The sequence below is a fragment of the Amycolatopsis sp. NPDC003861 genome (assembly GCF_053605405.1).
The window spans coordinates 1-5210 of the sequence record NZ_JBSGJD010000414.1 but is presented as its reverse complement, the minus strand read 5'-3'; the positions used below and the strand labels follow the sequence as shown (position 1 = coordinate 5210).

Sequence of the window (5210 nt, the reverse complement as noted above, 5' to 3'; positions counted from 1 at the left end):
GTCGGCTCGTAGTAGTCCCGCCCCACCAGCTCGTCCGGGGGGTACTGCTGCGCCAGCACGCCCTCCGGCACGTTGTGCGGGTACCGGTACCCCTGCGCGTTCCCCAGCTTCTTCGCGCCCGCGTAGTGCCCGTCCCTCAAGTGCGGTGGCACCGTGCCCGCCAAGCCGCCGCGGACGTCCGCCAGCGCCGCGTCGATGCCCTTGATCACCGCGTTCGACTTCGGGGCCGTCGCCAAATGCACCGTCGCCTGGGCGAGGGCCAGCCTGCCCTCCGGCATGCCGATGAACTGCACCGCGTGCGCCGCCGCCACCGCCGACTGCAGCGCCGTCGGGTCCGCCATGCCGATGTCTTCGCTCGCGTGCACCACCAGCCGGCGGGCCAGGAACCTCGGGTCCTCGCCCGCCTCGATCATCCGGGCCAGGTAGTGCAGCGCGGCGTCCACATCGGACCCGCGGATCGACTTGATGAACGCGCTGATCACGTCGTAGTGCTGGTCGCCGTCGCGGTCGTAGCGGACCGCCGCTTTGTCCACTGTGGACTCGACGATGGCGAGGTCGATCGTCTTCGCCTCGGTGGCCGACGCCGCGTCCGCCGCCGCCTCCAGGGCCGTGAGCGCGCGGCGGGCGTCGCCGCCCGCGAGCCGGACCAGGTGCGCCCGCGCGTCCTCGGTCAGCGTCAGCACGCCGGCGAGGCCGCGCTCGTCGGACAACGCCCGCTCGATCAGCGAGGCGATGTCCGCGTCGGTCAGCGGGCGCAGCTGCAGCACCAGCGACCGTGACAGCAGCGGCGACACCACCGAGAACGACGGGTTCTCCGTGGTCGCCGCGACCAGCAGCACCGTGCGATCCTCGACCGCGCCGAGCAGCGCGTCCTGCTGGGTCTTGGAAAACCGGTGCACCTCGTCGATGAACAGCACCGTGTTCTCGGCGTTGTACTGCCGGCGCCGCCGCGCCTCCTCGATGACGCCGCGCACCTCCTTCACCCCCGCCGAAAGCGCGGACATCGCGACGAACCGGCGGCCGGTCGCGATCGAGACGAGGTTGGCCAGCGTCGTCTTGCCCGTGCCGGGCGGGCCGTAGAGCAGCACCGACGCCGGCGCGGCGCCCTCCACCAGCCGCCGCAGCGGGGCGCCTTCGCGCAGCAGGTGCTGCTGGCCGACGACCTCGTCGAGCGAGCGCGGCCGCATCCGCACGGCCAGCGGCGAGCTGGCCGGGTCCGCCTGCGGTTCGGCGCCCGCGTTCGACCCCGTGCGCTCCGGCGGAGGCGCGATGTCGGCGTTCACCGTAAAAAGCTCGTCCTGTGCCACACCGATGACGTTAACCGACCCCACCGACAGAACCGCTTGCCCCGGCGTCCACCGGAGCGCTACCGTCGTGCTGACTGGTTGACCGAAAGTACGATTCCGGTCAATCAGTCAAATGCTCAACGAAACCACAGGTGGAGACGCATGAGCCATCCCAACCGCGAGCGCGCCGACCGGATCCTGGACGCGGCGGGCGAGCTGCTGCTGCGCATGGGCTACCGCAAGGTGGCGATCGACGACGTCGCGCGCGCGGTCGGCATCGGCAAGGGCACCGTCTACCTGCACTGGCGGAGCAAGGAGCTGCTGTTCCAGGCGCTGATGATGCGGGAGTCGGCCGACCTGACCGACGAGCTGCTGGCCATGATCAAGGCCGACCCGGCGATGATCCTGCCCCACCGGATGATCCCGGCGTCGTTCCTGATCACCCACCGCCGCCCGCTGGTGATGGCGATGCTGCGCGGCAACGCGGAGATGTTCGGCTCGCTCGGCGACCTCGCCCTGAAGAAACAGCAGGACGAGGTGAGCGTGCACTTCGAGACCACGATGCTGCGGCACGGCCTGATCCGCGCGGACGTCCCGCACATGAGCTACGCGCTGCACGCGGCGACGCTCGGCTTCTACGTCGGCGACACGCTTTCGGACGAGTTCGAAGGCATCCCCGTCGAAGAGAAGGCGGACGTCCTCGCGCACCTGATCCGCACCGCGTTCGAACCGCCGGGCGAACCCGATCCCGCGGCGGTCGCGGAGGTGGCGGCGGAACTGAGTTCGACGCTCGAGGAGCTCGTCTCGGGCTTCCGAAACGGGATCTACGCACACGATCCCACCAGGGCCTCCGGCTGATTCGTGAGGCCACACCGGGGAAAGGGGCGGAAATGACCAGTACGATGGCCGACACCTGGGGACTCCACGAGGCCCAGTTCTGGCTGCGGGGGAAACAACCGGAGAAGCGGATCGAGTTCGCCGCGGAGCTCGGGATGTGGAACGTCTACGGGCACCCGGAGATCGAGGCGATCCTCCGCGACCCGGCGACGTTCTCGTCCGACACCACGCGGCTCGTCCCGAAGGAGCTGATGCCGGACCCCGACTACGACCTGTCGACGGGCAGCATCCTCCAGCTCGACCCGCCGTTGCACAACAAGATGCGCAAGCTCGTCAGCCGCGCGTTCACGCCGAAGGTGGTGGCGGACCTCGAGCCGCGGATCGCCGCGATCACCCACGAACTGCTGGACGCGATCCCGGCCGGCGACCGGCTGGAGCTGGTCGAGCACCTGGCCTACCCGCTGCCGGTGATCGTGATCGCCGAACTGCTGGGCGTCCCGGCCGGCGACCGGACCCTGTTCAAGGGCTGGGTGGACAAGATGTTCGAGTCCTCCAACCAGGTTTCGCTGGTGAAGAAGGACGAGAACCAGGACGCGGCCATCCGGTCGTCCATGGAAGGCCAGAAGGCGCTCGCGGACTACCTCGGCGAGCACGTCGACGAGCGTCGCAAGCAGCCGCGCGAAGACCTGCTGACGAAGCTGGTCGAGGCCGAGCTGGACGGCGAGCGGCTGTCCCGCTCCGACGTCGTCAACTTCGCGAACATCCTGCTGCTGGCCGGCCACATCACCACCACGATGCTGCTCGGCAACGCGGTGCTGTGCCTGGACACGCACCGGGAGTGGGACGAGCGGGTGCGCGCGGACCGCTCGCTCGTGCCGCCGATGATCGAAGAGTCGCTGCGGTACCTCACCCCGTTCGCGGCGGTCGCCCGCGTGACCATGCGGGAGGTCGAGGTCGGCGGCGTCACCGTGCCGGCCGACCAGATGCTGCTCTGCTGGGTGGCGGCGGCGAACCGCGACGAGCGGGTGTTCCGCAACCCGGACGCGTTCGACCCGCTGCGCGCGGAGAACCCGCACCTGGCGTTCGGCCGCGGAATCCACTTCTGCATCGGCGCACCGCTGGCGCGGCTGGAGGGCCGGGTGGCGCTGGACATCCTGTTCGACCACTACCCGGTGCTGCGCACGATCCCGGGTGAGCCGCCGAAGTTCCAGGTCAACCCCAACATGACCGGCGTGCGCGAGCTGCCGCTGTCGACGGTCTAGGCCGGTTGCGCCCTGGGCGAAATCGCTCGCCCGGGGCGCGCGGCTGTCCGATGGTGGACCGATGAGCGTGGCGGTGCTGGCGGACGTCCACGGGGTCCTCCCGGCGCTGGAGGCGGTCCTGGCGGAACCGGACGTCCGGGCGGCGGAGAAGGTCGTGCTGCTCGGCGACCTGCTCGCCGGGCCGATGCCGGTCGAAACCCTCGAGCGCCTGCAGGAGCTCGGCGACCGCGCGGTCTGGGTCCGCGGCAACGCCGATCGCGAGCTGGCCGAATCCGCCCGCACCGGCGGCACGTTCGTCCCGGACCCGATCTTCCCGTGGGCGGCGAAGCAGCTGCGTCCGGCCGACCTGCCGCTGCTGGACGCGCTGCCGCTGACGGTGACCTTGGACGGCGTGCTCTTCTGCCACGCAACCCCGCGCGACGACAGCGAGATCGTGCTCGTCGACTCGGCTCCGGAGAGGTGGGCGGAGGTCCTGGACGGCGTGACCGCGCCGACGATCGTCTGCGGGCACACGCACATGCCGTACGTGCGGCTCGTGGACCGCCGGCTGGTGGTGAACCCCGGCAGCGTCGGAATGCCGTACGGGGCAAGGGGCGCACACTGGGCGTTGCTCGGCGACGGCGTCCAGCTGCGGCGCACGGAGTACGACGCCGAGGCGGCGTGCCGCTACCTGGCGGAGCACTGCGCGTACCCGGACATCGAGGAGTGGGCGGACTACTTCGTCCGCAATCCGGCGTCGGACGTCGAAGCGCTGCGGGTGTTCAGCGGGCGCGGAACGAGTTCCACATGATGACGGCGGCGTAGGGCAGGAACTCGCGGCCGCGGCGCCAGAGCCACGGAATGCCCTTCAGCACCAGCCAGCCCACGTGCCCGGTGGCGCTCGGTTCGGCGCCGCCGCTGCAGGTGAGGCTGACCGGTTCCGGGACGGCGAACCCGGCGTCGGCGAGGAGGCCGGTGAAGCCGTCGGCGAGCATGCGGTGGCCCAGTTCGGAGGGGTGCAGCCGGTCGACGCTCCAGGAGGCGAGGTCGTAGGCGCCGGGCAGGCGGGCCAGATCGAGGCAGGCAACGCCTTCGCGCGCGACGACCTCGTCGATGGTGGCGTTGAGTTGGGCGACCCGGACGCTCAGGGCGCGCTTGAGCGCCTGCGGGAGGCGGAAGACCTTGCTGTGGTCGTGGAAGCGGACGGGGAGGACGGTGGTCCCGGTCTCGCGGAGGCGCCGGATGACTTCGGTGAGATCGGCGGCGATGCGCGCGGCGTCGAAGTCCGGCCGAAGGGTGTCGTTCATACCGGCGACCAGCAGGGCGACATCCGGCCGCTGGGCAACGGCGGCGGGCACTTGCCGGGTGAGCACGCACCGCATCCGAGCCCCGGCGAAGGAGGGGTTGAGGTAGCCGCTCTCCTCGACCCCGAGCGCGGCGGCAACGAGCGGGCCGACCCCGCGCCACCCACCCCGGCGGGGAAGCGGATCACCGAGCCCGACGGCGGTGGAGTCGCCGAGAACAGCGAGGCGCCGGGCTCGTTTGAGCGGCGCAACGGCGGTCAGCGGGCGCCGGGGCGGTTCGGGCAGCGGGGTGACATCGACGCTCATCACGGTCACGGTCACGACGATCGGCCATGGAGGCTCACACCCGGTGAGGTGGAGGTAACGCGGTCGCGACACCGGGCCTAATTCTTGACGCGCACCTCACAGCGGCCGGATATGTCCTGTTCGGGGGCAGCCGCGACGGCTCGGCTCGGCTCGGCTCGGCTCGGCTCGGCTCGGCTCGGCTCGGCTCGGCTCGGCTCGGCTCGGCTCGGCTCGGCTCGGCTCGGCTCGGCTCGGCT

At 71.1% G+C, this 5210-nt stretch carries 5 protein-coding genes; 3 read left to right on the top strand and 2 right to left on the bottom strand.

All coding sequences use genetic code 11. The features are described 5' to 3' along the window. On the bottom strand, positions 1-1307 hold a 1307-nt coding region (locus tag ACWEVN_RS46400; RefSeq protein WP_452055522.1), incomplete at its 3' end, for a replication-associated recombination protein A. Between the two features lie 141 nt (positions 1308-1448). Between ACWEVN_RS46400 and ACWEVN_RS46395 the strand changes: the two genes are divergently transcribed. From ACWEVN_RS46395 to ACWEVN_RS46385, 3 genes are all read left to right on the top strand, one after another. After that, positions 1449-2144, top strand: coding sequence for a TetR/AcrR family transcriptional regulator (locus ACWEVN_RS46395; protein ID WP_310974979.1), 696 nt, complete (start codon positions 1449-1451; stop codon positions 2142-2144). Between the two features lie 32 nt (positions 2145-2176). Further along, complete coding sequence (locus ACWEVN_RS46390; RefSeq protein WP_452055521.1) at positions 2177-3385, top strand: cytochrome P450; 1209 nt, start codon at positions 2177-2179, stop codon at positions 3383-3385. Positions 3386-3446: 61 nt separating this feature from the next. Beyond that, positions 3447-4175 (top strand): metallophosphoesterase family protein, encoded by a 729-nt coding sequence (locus ACWEVN_RS46385; RefSeq protein WP_449683927.1) that lies wholly within the window; start codon positions 3447-3449, stop codon positions 4173-4175. On the opposite strand, the gene ACWEVN_RS46380 is transcribed toward ACWEVN_RS46385, so the two are convergent. After that, positions 4147-4995, bottom strand: a complete 849-nt coding sequence (locus ACWEVN_RS46380; RefSeq protein ID WP_452055523.1) for an SGNH/GDSL hydrolase family protein — start codon at positions 4993-4995, stop codon at positions 4147-4149. The two genes, ACWEVN_RS46385 and ACWEVN_RS46380, sit on opposite strands and share 29 nt — an antisense overlap. Positions 4996-5210: the final 215 nt, after the last annotated feature.